Origin of the sequence: Mesorhizobium sp. L2C084A000 (assembly GCF_000502875.1) — a bacterium.
Taxonomy (GTDB): Bacteria; Pseudomonadota; Alphaproteobacteria; order Rhizobiales; family Rhizobiaceae; genus Mesorhizobium.
The window spans coordinates 238702-253646 of record NZ_AYWX01000005.1 but is presented as its reverse complement, the minus strand read 5'-3'; the positions used below and the strand labels follow the sequence as shown (position 1 = coordinate 253646).

12 protein-coding genes are annotated in these 14945 nt (G+C 61.8%); 5 read left to right on the top strand and 7 right to left on the bottom strand.

Going from position 1 to position 14945, the window contains the following annotated elements:
• Positions 1 to 49 precede the first annotated feature (49 nt).
• From X735_RS152075 to X735_RS01000000165830, 3 genes are all read right to left on the bottom strand, one after another.
• Positions 50 to 2011 carry a PAS domain S-box protein gene (locus X735_RS152075; protein ID WP_023811128.1) on the bottom strand — a complete coding sequence of 654 codons (1962 nt, stop codon included), beginning with the start codon at positions 2009 to 2011 and terminating at the stop codon, positions 50 to 52.
• Between the two features lie 210 nt (positions 2012 to 2221).
• Positions 2222 to 2860: an NrsF family protein gene (locus X735_RS152080; RefSeq protein WP_023811127.1), complete on the bottom strand. Its 639-nt coding sequence runs from the start codon at positions 2858 to 2860 to the stop codon at positions 2222 to 2224.
• Positions 2861 to 3542: 682 nt separating this feature from the next.
• Positions 3543 to 4562 carry a hypothetical protein gene (locus X735_RS01000000165830; protein WP_023811126.1) on the bottom strand — a complete coding sequence of 340 codons (1020 nt, stop codon included), beginning with the start codon at positions 4560 to 4562 and terminating at the stop codon, positions 3543 to 3545.
• Here X735_RS01000000165830 and X735_RS152085 point away from each other — a divergent pair.
• The 5 genes from X735_RS152085 to X735_RS152105 all read left to right on the top strand — a co-directional run bounded on the left by X735_RS152085 (position 4542) and on the right by X735_RS152105 (position 10529).
• Positions 4542 to 5306: a GNAT family N-acetyltransferase gene (locus X735_RS152085; RefSeq protein WP_210164044.1), complete on the top strand. Its 765-nt coding sequence runs from the start codon at positions 4542 to 4544 to the stop codon at positions 5304 to 5306. The two genes, X735_RS01000000165830 and X735_RS152085, sit on opposite strands and share 21 nt — an antisense overlap.
• A complete protein-coding gene (locus tag X735_RS152090) occupies positions 5303 to 6529 on the top strand; it encodes a cytochrome P450 (protein ID WP_081734840.1) in 1227 nt (408 codons plus the stop codon). The genes X735_RS152085 and X735_RS152090 overlap by 4 nt, the downstream gene beginning before the upstream one ends.
• A 158-nt stretch (positions 6530 to 6687) precedes the next feature.
• Positions 6688 to 7695, top strand: a complete 1008-nt coding sequence (locus X735_RS152095) for an iron ABC transporter substrate-binding protein (protein ID WP_023811123.1) — start codon at positions 6688 to 6690, stop codon at positions 7693 to 7695.
• Positions 7696 to 7869: 174 nt separating this feature from the next.
• Positions 7870 to 9450 (top strand): iron ABC transporter permease, encoded by a 1581-nt coding sequence (locus tag X735_RS152100; RefSeq protein ID WP_023811122.1) that lies wholly within the window; start codon positions 7870 to 7872, stop codon positions 9448 to 9450.
• Positions 9447 to 10529 carry an ABC transporter ATP-binding protein gene (locus X735_RS152105; RefSeq protein WP_023811121.1) on the top strand — a complete coding sequence of 361 codons (1083 nt, stop codon included), beginning with the start codon at positions 9447 to 9449 and terminating at the stop codon, positions 10527 to 10529. Before X735_RS152100 ends, X735_RS152105 begins: the two co-directional genes overlap by 4 nt.
• 13 nt (positions 10530 to 10542) lie before the next feature.
• Here X735_RS152105 and X735_RS152110 read toward each other — a convergent pair whose 3' ends face one another.
• The 4 genes from X735_RS152110 to ugpB all read right to left on the bottom strand — a co-directional run bounded on the left by X735_RS152110 (position 10543) and on the right by ugpB (position 14866).
• On the bottom strand, positions 10543 to 11610 hold the full coding sequence (locus tag X735_RS152110; protein ID WP_023811120.1) for a sn-glycerol-3-phosphate import ATP-binding protein UgpC: 1068 nt from the start codon (positions 11608 to 11610) through the stop codon (positions 10543 to 10545).
• 7 nt (positions 11611 to 11617) lie between these two features.
• Entirely contained in the window at positions 11618 to 12466 is an 849-nt protein-coding gene (gene ugpE, locus X735_RS152115) for a sn-glycerol-3-phosphate ABC transporter permease UgpE (protein WP_023811119.1), read from the bottom strand.
• 9 nt (positions 12467 to 12475) lie between these two features.
• A complete protein-coding gene (gene ugpA / locus X735_RS152120) occupies positions 12476 to 13360 on the bottom strand; it encodes a sn-glycerol-3-phosphate ABC transporter permease UgpA (protein WP_023811118.1) in 885 nt (294 codons plus the stop codon).
• 195 nt (positions 13361 to 13555) lie between these two features.
• Positions 13556 to 14866, bottom strand: a complete 1311-nt coding sequence (gene ugpB, locus X735_RS152125) for a sn-glycerol-3-phosphate ABC transporter substrate-binding protein UgpB (RefSeq protein ID WP_023811116.1) — start codon at positions 14864 to 14866, stop codon at positions 13556 to 13558.
• Between the last annotated feature and the right edge of the window lie 79 nt (positions 14867 to 14945).

Below are 14945 nucleotides of genomic sequence, written 5' to 3'. Positions count from 1 at the left end.
CATCGTCGACGCAAATCAGGGACAAGCCTTCCGGCGGTGACAGGCTCGATCAGGAGGCCGCGGCCAGCGGCTCTGTCCGGCCATCCACGATCCGTGCGTCGGGCGCCACGGAGACACAGCCACGGCCGGCCGCCTTGGCCGCATAGCAGGCCGCATCGGCTCTCGCGATGATCTCGTCGACCTCGCCGCAATTGGCATTGATCGCAGCCAGTCCGATGCTGGCGCCGATCACGTGAGGACGGCCGTCCCAGGTGAAGTCCAGGCCGCCGATCGCATCGATGATGGAGCGCGCCGCGATCTTGGCACCGGCTGCTGAACCCGATTTCAGAATGACCGCGAATTCGTCGCCGCCGAGGCGAGCGACGATATCGTCTGGACCAAGCACGCCACGAATCGCCACGGCAACCCGCTTCAGCAGCGCGTCTCCCGCCGCGTGGCCGCCCGTGTCGTTGACCAGTTTGAAGTGGTCGAGATCGATGAACATGAACTGATGTCCGCTGGCTCCGACCGACTCTGTCGTGTCGCCGGTCGACTTCCTCGTGTCGGCGGTGCCGTCCTTGCGGGCCTGACCGACCAGGCCCTCCATGGCGCGGATGAAGCTCGAGCGATTGGCAAGGCCGGTCAGCGCGTCGTGTGCCGCGGCGTGCGCCAGTTGGCGCTGCAGCGCGCGCGCATCGGTAAAGTCCTGGAAGACGATGACCAGCCCGCAGAATTCGTTCCGTTCGTTGATGATCGGCGACACGACCTGGCGGATGCTGCAGCGCGTGTCGTCGCGCCGGATCAGGACGGCGCGGCTGTTCTGGTCGGCGGGCGCATGAACGCCAATCGCGGGCCGGGTGACGCCGATCCTGTGCCCCGTCTCCTCGTCGACCGCCCAGTAGACATGGCCAAGCATCTTGCCGAGAGCCTCGCCGCCGGCAATCCCGGTCAGCTTTTCGGCGACCGGGTTCATGAAGGTGACGCGGTTTGCGGCATCGGTGCAGATGACGGCATCGCCGATCGATTGCAGCGTCACCCTCAGCCGCTCCTTTTCATCGGCAAGCATTGCCGCCGACACAGTGAGGCGCTCTTCGGCCTCCTTGCGACGGGTGATGTCGGTCAGGCTGCCAATGGCCCTGATCAGCCGTCCATCCTCGTCGCGTTCGATAGCCTTGCCGCGGTCGAGTATCCACATCCAGTGGCCATCCTTGTGGCGCATCCTGAATTCGGCCTCAAAGAACGGTGTCTTGCCCTCGAGATGAGCGCGATCCGCTTCGGCGACAGTCTCGCGATCGTCGGGATGAATCATCGTCAGCCAGCTGTCGGTGTCGCCATCGAGCTCGCCATCCGCATAGCCCAGCATCTTGACCCAGGTCGAGGAATAGGTCGTGCCGCCCTTGCGCATGTCGAGGTCCCAGACGCCTTGGCCGGCACCAGCCAGAGCAAAATTCCAACGCGTTTCCGCTTCGGCAATGCGCGCCTCGGCCTGCTTGCGCGCGTCGATGTTCTCGATTTGGGAGACGAGATAGAGCGGACGGCCGCTGGTCTCATCGCGAATGACCGAGCCGGCAAGATGGGCCCAGACGGGCGTTCCGTCCTTCCTGAGATAGCGCTTCTCGAAGTGGAAGGAATTGACCGTGCCCGCCTTCAGATCGTCCATCGTCTCCCGCCCGATCTGCAGATCGTCGGGATGCGTGATCTGGAAGAAAGTCAGCGCCTCGATCTCTTCGCTTGTGTAGCCAAGCATGGCGGCGAAGGCCGGATTGGTCTGGCGGATGCGACCGTCGAGACCGACAACCACGATGCCGATCGCCGAATCCTCCATGACGCGGCGGAAGCGCAGTTCGCTCTCGGCAATCTGTTGGCGATCCCTGCTGATCCTGCGGACGGACAGGGCAGCGAGGAACAGCGCGCCCACCGCCATCGCCACCGCGATCTGCAGGCAGAGCTTCAACGCTTCGGTGCCGAGGTCCAGGCGCGAAAGCAGGATCGAGGTCGCCAGCACGCCCAGGCCGGCGACGAGCAACGCCAACCCTGCATGCCCAAGAGATTCTCGGCTGGTCAATCCTCGCCACATCACGATACGTGCCACCCCCGTGCGCAAACGCATGTTCTCGCATCAACCTTGGCGGATCGTTTTTAAGGAAAGGTTGCGTCCGGCATGCCGGCGTGGTCGCCAACCGGCAAACAATTGCCGGCATGATTAAGGATCGGTGCACGGGTCCGCGATCGTTACGAAACGCTACCAGCGTATGAAAAACCGTCCGCCGAGCGCACCGAGCAATGCGAGCGCTGCGATCGCTATCGTGTACCAGGGGGCGACGAAAAGCGGCGAGTCGTCGAAGCAGTGCGCGGCATAGAAGGTTGCCGCCAGCCCGCCGGCGAGCAGGCCCGCCACCGCACCGGCAAGCACCGGCCGTGTCGGCGCGCCATAGCGCAGCATCCACAGGAAGACGGCAAGCGGGCCAATACCGATCAGCGGGATGAAGCCCATGCAGAGCATCATGTTGTTGCCGACCATCCGTGTACCCCACAGCGCCTCCGGCACCATAAAAAGCTCCAGAAGCACCGCCACGGCTACCAGCACTGGCGCCGCGGCCATCCAGGCCATTGCCCGGCCCGTCGAGGCGCCCGGCGTCGACAAGGCACGGATCAGGGCGAAGGCGCTGACGGCCAGCACGATGGTGAAGACGAATTTGGAGAGGAAGCGCATCGTGTGCGCGGCCGCCATGAAGTCTGGGCGCGGGCCAATGGTCAGCAGGAAAACGATGGCCGCGATCACCGCCCCCGCACCGGCGGCCAGCCACCAGGCCGATTGCAGCGGCATCGCCTTGCTGCTTGCATCGGCGTCCAGCGCCTTGATGAGATCGTCCGTCCTCATGTCATTCCCGCCCGAACCGCCCCTACCCGAATCGCTTGGCTATCGCGGCAAGTCCGCGATGCAGCGACACACGCACCGCCGTCTCGCTGATGCCGAACTTCGCCGCCGTCTCACCGATGGACCGCCCTTCCACCGACACGGCCGAGACCACGGCGCGCTGTGCCGGCGACAGGCTGTGCAATGCCCGGTTGATGTCTCGCTCGCTGACGGTCTCGGTTTCCGGCTCGGCGAACGTCTCGGCGATATCGTCGATNTCTTTCCCTACACGACGCTCTTCCGATCTTATCGCATAGATCCATGGCAACACCGGCGCGTCCTGGCGCCAGGTATGCCGTTTCACATGAATGGCCAGCAAGGTTTCCTGCACGACATCCTCGGGATCGACTCCGCCCAGCACGATCTTGCGCCTGGCAAAACCGCGAACCAGCGCGGCAATCCGGTGCAGAAAGTCGGCGTAAGCCCTTTCATCTCCCGCGATGGCGGCCCGCATCAGCCGGGAAAGTTCGGCCTCGTCCTTGCCGCTCACAAGAGTTCACTCCCCCGAATTTCGCGTCTCGGCGCTGATTTGTTACGTGGCCGGCGAAATAATGTCCAAGCCAAACTGCCGGCAAATCACGAAAGTTTGCTGCACACTGCGCGCCGATCGCCAGTGCGATATTGCCCCGCGCTCTTGTTCTTGAACTCAAGGCTTGGCGCCGAACATGGCATCCCGGAAAGACCTGAAGCCCTTTCGAACGGTCAGCTTCATTCGTCTGCGACGGTACTTGTTTCTCAGGCGGCCCAAGATCTGGAGATGTGTCTCATCGATATCCGGAGTGGATAGGGGATCGTTAGCATATGGCAGCTGTGCCAAGGCATCTGCATGCATGTTGGCGTAAGGCAACGAATCATATCTGTCGAAGGGTGTGGGAGGGTCGTTCAATACAGTGGGATTGGTGTTGATCTCGAAAACCTGGATGCGACCATCGACAATGGTGTAGTCGATCCTGCCATATGAGATCCCCGCCTTCTCGAAAATCGGCATCAGCTCTACCGCATGCGGATTGTCGCGCACAAAGGCGGTATGCTCGACCCGATGTTGCCCCGACATACCGCCTCCCTGTACCTTTATGAACCACTCCTTGCTGGCGAAGCAGTGTTGCGCATAACTGCGCTCGCCGATCCGATATGCCGAGTATTTTCGGTAGCTGCCATCGGCACCAGCCTTTGCTCCAAACTCCACCACCATGGGGCGAACAAAATTCATCGTACCCAGGTTCGAGAGCGCCTCGCCGAGTTCCGCCGGCGATTGCAACAGCGGCGGCACTTTATAAGCGGCGCCCGTCTCGTCACGCAGAAAGACAGGAAAACGCATTCCCGCCGGCAGAATTTCGGGTCTGTATACATTGAAATCATTGATGCCGTCCGCGAACAGCATACGCAATAGATCGAAACGCTGAAGGCTTTTTCGCGGATGGTTGAGTTGAAACAGATCAGGCTGCTGCGACTTCATTCGCTGGCTGAGATTGGAGCATGCTTCAATCTCTGCTTCGCTCAGTCGGTCCAAATCCGTCCAAAGAACGGTGCCTCTGGAAATCTCAAGCAGATGCGCCCGTTCGTCATAGGGGACAAAGCGCACAGAATCCTGCAAATCAGTTCGAAAATAGAGTAGCAGGCTTGCCAGGGTATAGGCATGCAAGCGATGGCAAACATAGAAGATCATGAGACAACCCGCCCCTACTCATGCACCCATCAACAGCTGGTATCAGAAAATTATCGATTCGATATCGCAATTACGAGCGGCCTTTCGACGATGAAGATGATCGTATTTCAACAACTTGTGGCAGACGACGTTCCGGGCATGGCCGCGATGGAGGCCGCAGCCTGGGGACGACTCGGTGCCAGCGAAAAAACAATTCACCACCGGCTTTCGCTCGGGCATACAATGATCCTGGCCATGGTTGAGAACCTTGTTGCAGGCGCGATCTGCTTCGTGGAAACCAGCCAAGATCCGCACGATACGGGAAGGTTCCCCAAGACCTTCTCCGCCTACTCTTCGCTTGTCAGGAGCCAACCTGCACGGTCACTCTACGTTTACAATCTTGGTGTGCGACCCGAATTCCGCGGCACCGACATGGCACGCCGCCTGTTGTCGCAAATGTCTGACTATGGCCGGCAGGTCGGTGCGCGTTGGTTGGTCGGCGACGGACGTTGCCCGTCCTACGCGGGAGCACAGGACGAGTTGCCCGACAAGGTTCGGCCGGATCCGGAATTTCGTCGGACCATCGACGATTGGCACCGGACCGGTGTCATGCCTTCGGTGGAATCAATAACGAGGGATCCGCTACTGCGGTTCTATAACCGTGTTCTCCGGTGCGAATTTCTACATCTCGCGTCCGATTTTCTACCTGAAGACATGAGTTCCGGCGGATTTCGCGTTATCTTTGCTGTCGATCTTGCCCGATGACAGATCAAGCTGATCTATTTGACCCCATTGCCCATGGCAGCGATGCGTTTCCCGAATTCGCCCGTCGTCGGAGTTCAGGAGGCGCCAGTTGGGGCAAACCTCCTTATCCCGAGGTCGGTGAAGCCTTCTACGTGTTCAGCCATGCGCTTGTTTCCCAGGCCTTGAAACACCCGCTGTTGCTGCAGGCACCGCCGGGCGCCTATCAGGAGGTCAGGCAAAAGATCAGCGCCAATCCGGCCCTGGACCTGTTGACCCGTTCCATGCTGCTGTCCGACCCGCCGCGGCACATGCGCCTGCGCCGCCCATTGGCTGGTTCGCTAAGCTTTTCCTCCAGCAATGGGCTGTTCGACCGGCTTGCGGCCAAAGCGTCGGAACTTACGCAGGCAGCTGTACAAAAACCGGAGTTCGACGCGGTTCGTGATATAGGCCTGCCGCTATCGTTTTCAGGCCTGGAACAGATCCTTGGTATCGACATGGACGATCCCTGGCGGATTGGCGCCGACGCACAGCTTATGGCCAACGCCCTGGAAATAAGGGCCGGAGGCGTAGACGAAGACGCAAACGATGCCTGCCGCCGGTTGGAGGCATGGGTATCCAGCGTGATAGAACACGGTGCTGTGCGCCCAAACGGTATTTCAGCTCAGATGCTTGCCGAAGTCGAGGCTGGCCGCTGGCTGAAAGACGATGCCATTGCAAACATCGTATTCCTGCTCTTTGCCGGGCAGGCGACAGTCGTCGATACCTTCGGCAATGCGCTGGTCGCGCTTGCACGCTTCCCTGAACAGCTTTCGCTGCTTGCAGATGGGAAAGTCAGTTGGTTTTCAGCAGCCGAAGAGCTGCTCCGTTTTTGCGCTCCGGTTCACTATGCCGGAGCGCGTATCGCCGCGGAAGATTTGCAGTTTGGTGGCGCAACCATAAAAGCCGGGCAGGCCGTCGTACCCGTGCTGGCGAGCGCCAATCGAGACATTTCTGTTTTTCCGGCGGGCGACCGGTTGGATTTGGGTTCCGGCATTTCGTCGGCCCTTGCCTTTGGCACCGGACTGCATGCCTGTCTGGGTCAACACGTCGCCCGGTTAGAAATGGCTGTACTGCTGGAGGCCTTGTTCACGCAGGCCAAAGGCTGGTGCTTGGATCTTCCCAGGGTCGTCAGGCGGCATTCGGTGCTTTTCCACGGTCTGCAAGCCGCCCCATTCATCCGGTCGGCCTATCAACCATCGGGTTGAATTCGGCACGCCATTCGCGTCACTTCATCACTTGGAATTGTGAGCCCGATATCAAGCGTTTGTGCTTCAGCGGCCGATTGAAGCAGATCACCAATGTTGACTAAGGCTGTCAGGTATCGGTAGGTGAGCCGGTGCCAACCGAACTTTAGGACAATGACATGAAATACGCTCTTTCCACCCTCGCCGGCGCCACCGCGCTGGCAATCATGCTGATCGCCAGCCCGTCGATGGCGGAAGATGATGGCATCATTGTCTACAACGCCCAGCACGAAAGCCTGACCAAGGCGTGGGCCGAAGGCTTCACCAAGGAGACCGGGATCAAGGTCACCGTGCGCAATGGCGGCGACAGCGACTTCTCCAACCAGATCGTCGCTGAGGGCACTGCTTCGCCGGCCGACGTGTTCCTGACGGAAAACTCGCCGGCCATGGTGCTGGTCGAGACGGCCGGCCTGTTCGCGCCGGTCGACGCCGACACGTTGGCACAGGTTCCCCAGGACTATCAGCCGGCCAGCGGCAAATGGGTCGGCGTCGCAGCGCGCAGCACGGTCTTTGCCTATAACAAGACCAAGCTGACCGCCGACCAGTTGCCCAAGTCGATGCTCGACCTCGCCGATCCGAGCTGGAAGGGCCGTTGGGCCGCCTCCCCGTCAGGCGCCGATTTCCAGGCCATCGTCAGTGCCCTGCTCCAGCTCAAGGGCGAAGCCGCTACCGCCGACTGGCTGAAGGCGATGAAAACCAACTTCACCGCCTATAAGGGCAACAGCACGGTGATGAAGGCGGTCAATGCCGGCGAGATCGAAGGCGGCGTGATCTATCACTATTACTACTTCGGCGATCAGGCCAAGACCGGCGAAAACAGCAAGAATGTCGAGCTGCACTATTTCAAGAACCAGGATCCGGGCGCGTTCGTCTCGATCTCCGGCGGCGGTGTGCTGGCCTCGAGCAAGCATCCGAAGGAAGCCCAGGCCTTCCTGAAATGGCTGACAGGCAAGGGCGGCCAGGACGTGCTGAAGACCGGCGATTCCTTCGAATACGCGGTCGGCAAGGGTGCGGAGTCCAACCCGAAGCTGGTGCCGCTCGTCGATCTGCAGGCACCAAAGGTCGACGCCACGACGCTGAACTCCAAGAAGGTCACCGACCTGATGACGGCAGCCGGCTTGCTTTAGTTGCCATTCGTCCTAAAAGGACACCCGACCACGCTCCCGCGGGAATTCGCCTTCCGCGGGAGTGATTTTGTTTTTCGAGATGGCATTCGTCGATGACGACACGCTGTGTTCCCGACCGTGATCGCGGTCTTTCAATTGCTGCCGCTGGACGGCAGCGGCACGGCGTCTGACCTGATGCAGTCCGCGGTTGATCTCGCGCGCTCGGGCCTGCCTTCGGGCACAGGCCGAAGGGCCCGGCGCCGAGCCCCGCTTTGGCTGGTCATTGCCGCCATCTTCGTTGCGCTGCTGGCGCTGGTGCCGCTCGCCTTCATCATCTGGATCGCGGTGCAGACCGGCTGGGAAACCGTCTCGGCGCTGGTCTTCCGGCCGCGTGTCGGCGAGCTTCTGGTCAACACTGTCCTGCTGGTCGCGCTCTCCGTGCCGATCACCATCGTGCTGTCGGTTGCGCTGGCCTGGCTGACCGAGCGCAGCGACCTGCCGGGCGCCCGGCTCTGGGCCTGGCTCTGCGTGGCGCCGCTTGCCATCCCGGCTTTCGTGCACAGCTATGCCTGGGTCACCATGGTGCCGGGACTGCACGGCCTGTGGGCCGGCGTGCTGGTTTCCGTGATCGCCTATTTCCCGTTCCTGTATCTGCCGGTGTCGGCGGCATTGCGCCGTCTCGATCCCGCCCTCGAGGACGCTGCCGCCGCACTCGGCCTTGGACCCCGGCGCGTGTTCTGGCGGGTCGTGCTGCCGCAATTGCGGCTCGCCATCTGCGGCGGCTCGCTGCTGGTCGGCCTGCATCTGCTGGCCGAGTACGGCCTCTATGTCTTCATCCGCTTCGACACCTTCACCACGGCGATCGTCGACCAGTTCCAGTCGACCTTCAACGGACCGGCCGCCAACATGCTGGCCGGCGTGCTGGTCAGTTGCTGCTTCGTGCTGCTCGGCCTCGAAGTGCTGGTGCGCGGTGAGGAGCGCTATGCCCGCGTCGGCTCAGGTGCGGCGCGCCATCAGCAACGCACGAGCCTCGGACGCGCCACCATCCCTAGCCTGCTCTTGCTTGTCGTCACCACGCTTTTGGCGCTCGGCGTGCCGTTCGTCACCATCGGTGGCTGGCTTGCCGCCGGCGGCGCCGCTGTCTGGCGCCTGAACGAGATCGGCCTGGCGCTTGGCCAGACGCTGTTCCTGGCGCTCGCCGGCGCCTTGCTGGCCACGGTCGCCGCCATGCCGATGGCCTGGATCTCGATCCGCGCGCCGGGGCCGTTGCAGCGCCTGCTGGAGGGCTGCAACTACATTGTCGGCTCGTTGCCGGGGGTTGTCATTGCACTGGCGCTGGTCACCATCACGGTGCGCATCGCGCTGCCGCTCTACCAGACCCTGTTCACCATCCTGGTGGCCTATGCGCTGATGTTCCTGCCGCGCGCGCTGGTCAGCCTGCGGGCGTCGATCGCGCAGGCGCCGGTCGAACTCGAACGCGCCGCTTCCAGCCTCGGCCGGCCGCCGCTGCAGGCGTTGTGGTCGACGACGATCCGCCTGTCGGCGCCTGGTGCCGCGGCCGGCATGGCGCTGGTGGCGCTCGGCATCATGAACGAACTGACCGCCACCCAAATGCTGGCGCCCAACGGTACCCGCACGCTGGCGATGGCGTTCTGGTCCTACAGCGGTGAGATTGATTATGCCTCCGCGGCACCTTACGCCTTCATCATGGTGGCGATGTCGCTGCCCTTGACCTGGCTGCTCTATGTCCAGTCGAAACGGATGGCCGGACGATGAGCTTTCTCGAAATCAGCGGCCTGCACAAGCAGTACGGCCCGGTGTCGGCCCTTGCCGGCGTCGACATGAACGTCGCCAGCGGCAGCCGCACGGCGATTGTCGGTCCTTCCGGCTGCGGCAAGACGACCCTGCTGCGGCTGATTGCCGGCTTCGAGGCGCCGGACCAGGGGCACATCACGCTCGACGGTACGATATTGGCCAATGGCGGCGCTGCGGTGCCGGCATATCGGCGAGGCATCGGCGTGGTGGCGCAGGATGGTGCCCTGTTTCCGCATCTGACCATTGGCGACAATATCGGTTTCGGCATGGGCCGCGGCGAGGACAAGCGCGCTGAGCGCATCGTCGAGCTCGCCTATATAGTCGGGCTCGACAAGGCGATCCTCAAACGTCGCCCGCACGAGCTTTCCGGCGGCCAGCAGCAGCGTGTGGCACTGGCCCGCGCCATGGCGATGAAGCCTCGGCTGATGCTGCTCGACGAGCCGTTCTCGGCGCTCGATACCGGCCTGCGCGCCTCAATGCGCAAGGCGGTGGCCGAGCTGCTGGAGGCCGCCGGCATCACCACCATCCTGGTGACGCACGACCAGGCCGAGGCGCTGTCCTTTGCCAGCCAGGTCGCGGTGATGCGCGACGGCAAGTTCTCGCAAATCGGCACGCCGCGCGAGCTCTATCTCAAGCCGAAGGACAGGATGATCGCCGAATTCCTGGGCGACGCCATCATCCTGCCGGCCAAGATATCGAATGGCTTCGCCAACTCGCCGCTCGGCCGCATCGCGGTGGACACCAATGACAGCCGCGATATCGCCCGCATCATGCTTCGCCCGGAGCAGATCGCGCTGAAGAGAACGTCGCGCGAGGGCATGTCCGGCACCTCGGACATGCTGTTCGGCGAAGTGACGGAATCGGAATTCGCCGGCTCGATGTGCACGGTCGCGGTGCGGCTCTTGAACAATGCCGATCCGCCCGATGCGGCAGCGATCGGCAACACGCCGCTGGTCCTGCGCAAACCGGGCATGGACGCGCCGGCGGTCGGCGAGATCGTCCGACTGACCGTATCGGGAAAGGCGCATGTCTTCGCCTGAACGCCGTATGCGGTTAACCGACGCGCTTTCCTGCCTGATCGAACCAGTGCAGCTTTTCTGCCTTGGCAACCACGCGCAATTGGTTGCCAACCGTGGCGGTGGCGCGACCCGCGACACGCACGACGATGCGGTTGCCGCCTGCCGCACAGTGAAGGAAACTTTCGGCGCCTACCGGTTCGACTGCCTCGACCAGCGCCGGCAGGACGAGCGCGCCGGACGGCGCCTCCGCATTGAAGGTGACGTCGGCATCCTCGGGCCGAAAACCGAGGGTCGCAGCTCTTGCCTCCCGAGGCGCGAAAGCGATCGCCGTGCCGTCTGCGAGCACCGCGCCCGAGGCGCCTTCGGTCAGTGCCAGGAGATTCATCGGCGGCGCGCCGATGAAGGAAGCGACGAAGGTCGAGGCCGGTCTTTCGTAGACGTCGAGCGGCGCCCCCATTTGCTCGACCAGTCCGGCATTCATGACGACGAGAATGTCGGCCAACGTCATCGCCTCGAGCTGGTCATGCGTGACATAGACCGACGTGACGCCAAGCGAGCGTTGCAGGTTCTTTATCTCGACCCGCATCTGGCCACGCAATTTGGCATCGAGATTGGAGAGCGGCTCGTCGAACAGGAAAACCCTCGGGTTGCGCACAATGGCACGACCCATGGCGACACGCTGGCGCTGGCCGCCGGAAAGCTCCCGCGGGCGGCGGTCGAGCAGCGCCGAAAGTTCCAGTATTTTCGCCGTCGCGCGAACCCGGCTGTCGATCTCGTCCTTCGGCGTGCCGCGGTTGCGCAGCCCATAGGCCATATTGTCGTAGACTTTCATATGCGGATAGAGCGCATAGTTCTGGAACACCATGGCGATGTCACGCTCGGTCGGACCGACTGAGTTTACGATCTTGCCATCGATCGCAACTGTTCCCGAGGAGATGGTTTCGAGCCCGGCGATCATTCTGAGCAGCGTGGACTTGCCGCAGCCCGATGGGCCGACCAGCACGCAAAGCTCCTTGTCGGGAACTGCGATTGAAACGCCCTTCACGGCCTCGAAACCGCTGGGGTAGACCTTCTTCACATCCTTCAGATCGACGGTCGCCATCAGCTTCTCACTTTTCGGAATCGACCAGGCCGCGAACGAACCAGCGTTGCATCAGCACCACGACCAGGATCGGCGGCACGATGGCCAGCATCGCTGTGACCATGACCAGGTTCCATTGCGTATCGGCATCGGCGAAGGAGACCATCTTTCTGAGCGCGATGACGATCGTGTTCATGTTGCTGCTGTTGGTGACGAGCAGCGGCCACAGATACTGCGTCCAGCCATAAATGAAGAGGATGACGAACAGCGCCGCGATGTTTGTCCGCGACAGCGGCAACAGGATATCGAAGAAAAAGCGCCATGGCCCCGCACCGTCGACACGCGCCGCCTCAACCAGCTCACCTGGAATGGTCATGAAAAACTGTCGAAACAGCAATGTGGCGGTGGCCGAGGCGATCAGCGGGATGATCAAGCCGGCATAGGTGTCGATCATGCCGAGATCGACCATCACCTTGTAGGTCGGCAGGATGCGCACCTCAACGGGAAGCATCAGGGTGATGAAGATCAGCCAGAAGAAGACCATGCGCAGCGGAAAACGGAAGAACACGATCGCATAGGCCGACAGGATCGAGATGAAAATCTTCCCCACCGCGATGCCGAGCGCCATGACCGTGGTGTTGAGCAGCAATCGACCGACGCTGACGCCGCCGATGCGACCGACACCGCCGAACAGCGCCTCGGTGTAATTGTTCCAGAACTGATCGCCGGGCAGGAGCGGCAACGGCGGCCTGAGGATCGTTTGCAGCGTCTGCGTCGAGGCAACGAACGTGTAGTAGATCGGGAAGGCAACGATCAATATGCCGAGGATCAGCACGGCGTGGGCGATGACGGTGCGGAGCGGTGACTGGCCGATCATCGCTCGCCCTCAGCCGTAATGGACTTTGCGTTCCACATAGCGGAACTGGATGGCCGTGAGCGAGATGACGATGACCATCAGGATGACCGACTGCGCCGCCGAGTCACCGAGGATCAGATTGACGAAGCCGTCATTGTATACCTTGTAGACCAGCGTCTCAGTCGTCTTGCCCGGACCGCCTCCGGTGACGGCATGGACGATGCCGAACGTGTCGAACAGGGCATAGACGGTGTTGACGACCAGCAGGAAGAAGGTCGTCGGCGCAAGCAGCGGGAAGACGATGGTCCAGAATCGCTTGGTCTCGCCGGCGCCGTCCATGGCCGCCGCCTCGATCAAGGCTTTCGGCACCGCCTGCAGGCCGGCGACGAAGAACAGGAAATTGTAGCTGATCTGCTTCCAGGCAGCGGCGGACACCAGCAGGATCATGGCGTGGGTGCCGTTGAGCAGTGGATCCCAGGCGATGCCGAAACTCCTCAGCATGTAGGCCAGCGACCCGATCGACGGGTTGAAGAGGAACAGCCACAACATACCGGCGATCGCCGGCGCCACCGCGTAGGGCCAGATCAAGAGCGTGCGGTAGAGACCTTTGCCGCGCACCACCTTCTCTGCCATGACCGCGAGCAGGAGCGCCACGCACATGGCGACGATAGCGGTCGCAAGGGAAAACACCACCGTGACCTTGATCGAGTTCAGGTAGGCCGGATCGGCAAGCACTTTCCTGAAATTGGCGAACCAGACGAACTTGGTCCTCAGTCCGAACGGGTCCTGCCTGAGCATGGATTGGTAGAACGCCTGACCGGCCGGCCAGTAGAAAAAAACGAGCGTGATGGCCAGTTGCGGCGCCACCAGCAGGTAGGGAAGGATCTTGTTGGGAAACACGACGCGAGGGGTCACTGAGCCACTCCGAGGTGATGAGGCGGGCGGCACGATGCGGCACCCCTCTTCGCCAAGATGGCTTTGAAGAGCGTTTCGGCGTTGGCATCATCGACCATTGGCGAAATCGCAAGGGACGGCAAAACTCCCCTCGCCGAGGGGAGATGCCTGGCAGGACAGATGGGCGCGCCGTAGAGCAAAGGACCTGCGCTCGCTCTAATTCCCCAGCGCTTCCTTGATCGCGGCGTTGCCACGCGTAACCGCATTGTCGAGCGCCTGCTGGGCGGTTTGCTGGCCGGCGAGCATCTTCTCGAACTCCTCGTTCTGGATATCGCGCACCTGCGGCAGGTTCGGCAGACGTACGCCCTTGGAATTGTCGGTCGGTGCCTTACCCGTCATCTGCAGGATCGGGGTCTCGCGACCGACGTTCTTGTCATAGAAACCGGACTTCTTGGTCGCTTCATAAGCCGCCAGCGTCACCGGCAGATAACCCGACTTCTGGTGCAGGTATTCTTGCACCTCGGTCTTCGACAGGTAGGCGAAGAAGGCCGCGACGCCCTTGTATTCCTCGTCGGATTTATCAGCGAAAACCCACAGGCTGGCGCCACCCGGCGTCGTGTTCTGCGGCGCGCCCTTGGCGTCGCTGTCATAGGGCAATTGGCCGATGCCGTAATTCATGCCGGACTTGACGATATCGCCAAGGCCGCCGGAGGATTCGGTCATGATCCCGCATTCGCCAGCGAGGAAGATCTGCTTGGCTTCGGAGGTGCGGCCGCCATATTTGAAGGTGCCGTCCTTGGCGAGGTCTGCGAGCGCTTGGAAATGGTTGACGAAAATCGGCGCATTGATCTTGAGCTCGACATCGCCGCCGGCCAGACCGTTCTGCTGGGTGGCCCATGACACGTCATTCCAGGCCGCGAAATTCTCCAGATGGATCCAGGTCAGCCAGGTCGAGGTGTAGCCGCAGGCGGCTGCGCCGCTCGCCTTGATCTTCTTGGCGTCTTCCCACACCTCATTCCAGGTCTTGGGTGGGCTGTCGACGTCGAGACCAGCCTTCTTGAAGATATCCTTGTTGTAATAAAGGATCGGCGAGGAGGAGTTGTAGGGGAAGGAGAGCATGGTGCCGTCCGGCTTCGAATAATAGCCGACTATGCCTGGCAGATACTGGCTCTTGTCGAAGGTCATTCCAGCGCTGGTCAACACATCGGCTGCCGGCTTGATTGCGCCTTCGGCTGCCATCATCACGCCGGTGCCGACATCGAACACCTGCATGATATCGGGCGCCTGGCCCGCGCGGTAGGCGGCGATGCCGGCATTCAGCGTCTCGGGATACGTGCCTTTGAACACCGGAACGAGTTCATAGTCGCTCTGGCTGGCATTGAAATCTTTGGAGATCTTGTCGACAACTTCGGCATTGGCGCCAGTCATGGCGTGCCACCAACTGATCTGCGTGACAGCAAAAGCGGAGGTTGAGGAAAGCAGCATAAAGGTGGCGGCAACACCGGCCGCGAAGCCGAAGGACTTCATGTTTCATCTCCCGTTTGTCATTGGCGAAAGGGGCACTCCCGCAAAGGCAATATGTGTCGCTCGTGACAATCAGACAACG

Bases quoted from the DNA above. Each gene is read 5' to 3' on its own strand.
- X735_RS152105 (WP_023811121.1), top strand. From the start codon at position 9,447: ATGAGCTTTCTCGAAATCAGCGGCCTGCACAAGCAGTACGGCCCGGTG.
- X735_RS152090 (WP_081734840.1), top strand. From the start codon at position 5,303: ATGACAGATCAAGCTGATCTATTTGACCCCATTGCCCATGGCAGCGAT.
- ugpE (WP_023811119.1), bottom strand. From the start codon at position 12,466: ATGATCGGCCAGTCACCGCTCCGCACCGTCATCGCCCACGCCGTGCTG.
- X735_RS152085 (WP_210164044.1), top strand. From the start codon at position 4,542: ATGGCAAACATAGAAGATCATGAGACAACCCGCCCCTACTCATGCACC.
- X735_RS152100 (WP_023811122.1), top strand. From the start codon at position 7,870: ATGCAGTCCGCGGTTGATCTCGCGCGCTCGGGCCTGCCTTCGGGCACA.
- ugpB (WP_023811116.1), bottom strand. From the start codon at position 14,866: ATGAAGTCCTTCGGCTTCGCGGCCGGTGTTGCCGCCACCTTTATGCTG.
- X735_RS152095 (WP_023811123.1), top strand. From the start codon at position 6,688: ATGAAATACGCTCTTTCCACCCTCGCCGGCGCCACCGCGCTGGCAATC.
- X735_RS01000000165830 (WP_023811126.1), bottom strand. From the start codon at position 4,562: ATGATCTTCTATGTTTGCCATCGCTTGCATGCCTATACCCTGGCAAGC.
- X735_RS152110 (WP_023811120.1), bottom strand. From the start codon at position 11,610: ATGGCGACCGTCGATCTGAAGGATGTGAAGAAGGTCTACCCCAGCGGT.
- X735_RS152080 (WP_023811127.1), bottom strand. From the start codon at position 2,860: ATGAGGACGGACGATCTCATCAAGGCGCTGGACGCCGATGCAAGCAGC.